The 1,454-nt window shown below is 66.1% G+C and carries 1 protein-coding gene; it reads right to left on the bottom strand.

Translation table 11 applies throughout. The features are described 5' to 3' along the window. Positions 1-7 precede the first annotated feature (7 nt). Entirely contained in the window at positions 8-1,402 is a 1,395-nt protein-coding gene (locus ASH02_RS03910; protein ID WP_082563432.1) for an IS30 family transposase, read from the bottom strand. Positions 1,403-1,454 lie beyond the last annotated feature (52 nt).

Raw genomic sequence — 1,454 nt, 5'->3', positions numbered from 1 at the left:
ACTGGGTTCAACCGGTGGTAGCAACACCAGCTTGGTGGAGCAATCGTAGGTGCTCGTCGAGGGCCTCTGCTGGGGTCTTCCATCCGAGGCTCTTCCTGGGTCTGCTGTTGAGTGCAGCTTCGACCGCTTGTGTCTCCTCGTTGCTCCATCGCGAGATGTCGGTGCCCTTGGGGAAGTACTGGCGCAGCAGACCGTTGTGGTTCTCGTTGGTGCCGCGCTGCCAAGGGCTCTGCGGGTCGGCGAAGTAGACCGCGATCCCGGTCTCGATCTTGAACTGCGCGTGCTGGGAGAGCTCCTTGCCGCGGTCCCAGGTCAGCGTGCGTCGCAGTTGCTCGGGCAAGGTCGTCATGGTCTCGACGAGGGCCTCCTTCATGGCCACCGCGCCGTAACCACCCAACGGTGGCCCGTTCTTCGTTGGCGCCACCATCCCGTAACCCTCAGCGCGAGGAAGGTGGACCAGCATCGTGTACCTCGTGCTCCGCTCGACCAGGGTCCCGATCGCGGAGCGGTTCAACCCGATGATCAGATCTCCCTCCCAGTGCCCCGGGACTGCACGGTCCTCGACCTCGGCAGGTCGCTGACTGATCACGACATCGGCGGTGACATGGCCGCCGGGTCTGTTGCGGGTACGTGCCCTGGGCTCACGCAATGCCCGACCGGTGCGCAGACATGCAACGAGTTCGCGCTTGAGGGCGCCACGGCTCTCGATGAAGAGCGCCTGGTAGATCGTCTCGTGGCTACAGCGCATGGACTCATCATCGGGGAAGTCGATAGGAAGTCGGTTCGAGATCTGCTCCGGGCTCCAGGCCTTGCTCCAGCGGCGGTCCTGACGGTGCGGCTTTCTGCGCCCCTTCCACGGTGCGACATCGGGCCCGAGGATCTCCGCGCCGTCGGGTCCGCGGAGCACGCCGGCGAGCTTGTCCTGGACGTAGCCCTGCAGTCGCAGGTCAGCCAACAGCTTCGCAACCTTGGGACGCCGGGCGGCCATCTGGGCCTTCCACTGCGCCACCGATGCGCGATACTCCAGCTTCCCGCTGCGAGTGGCGGCGTTGCGGCGCAGCTCGCGCGAGATCGTCGAAGGATGTCGACCGAGGCGCCTGGCGGTCTCACGGACCCCAAGGCCCTGCGCCTTCAAGATCGCGATCTCTTCCCTTTCAGGAAACGACAGGTACCGGCCCGACGGCGGGGCAAGACTCAGGGGTGGCATGCCGCCACCGTGGCGGAACCATCGGGAGCCGACTGGTCCTGACACGCCCACAGCGGCGGCGGCGTCCTCGCTGCTCATGCCCTCCGCGATCCGCCGCCAGAACTCCTGCTCGACCTGCCGGGGCGGTTGAGGACGACCCGGGGACCGCATCGCTGGCCGGACCGCACGATCTGACGCCTGCTGACGACGACCCATCAAACACCTCCGTGATCATGAGGTGTTGCGACGACCGGTTGAATTCGCCCTG

This window comes from Nocardioides sp. Soil796 (genome assembly GCF_001429525.1).
GTDB lineage: Bacteria > Actinomycetota > Actinomycetes > Propionibacteriales > Nocardioidaceae > Nocardioides.
Note: the sequence above shows the minus strand (reverse complement) of the source record. Positions and strands in the feature narration are given on the sequence as shown.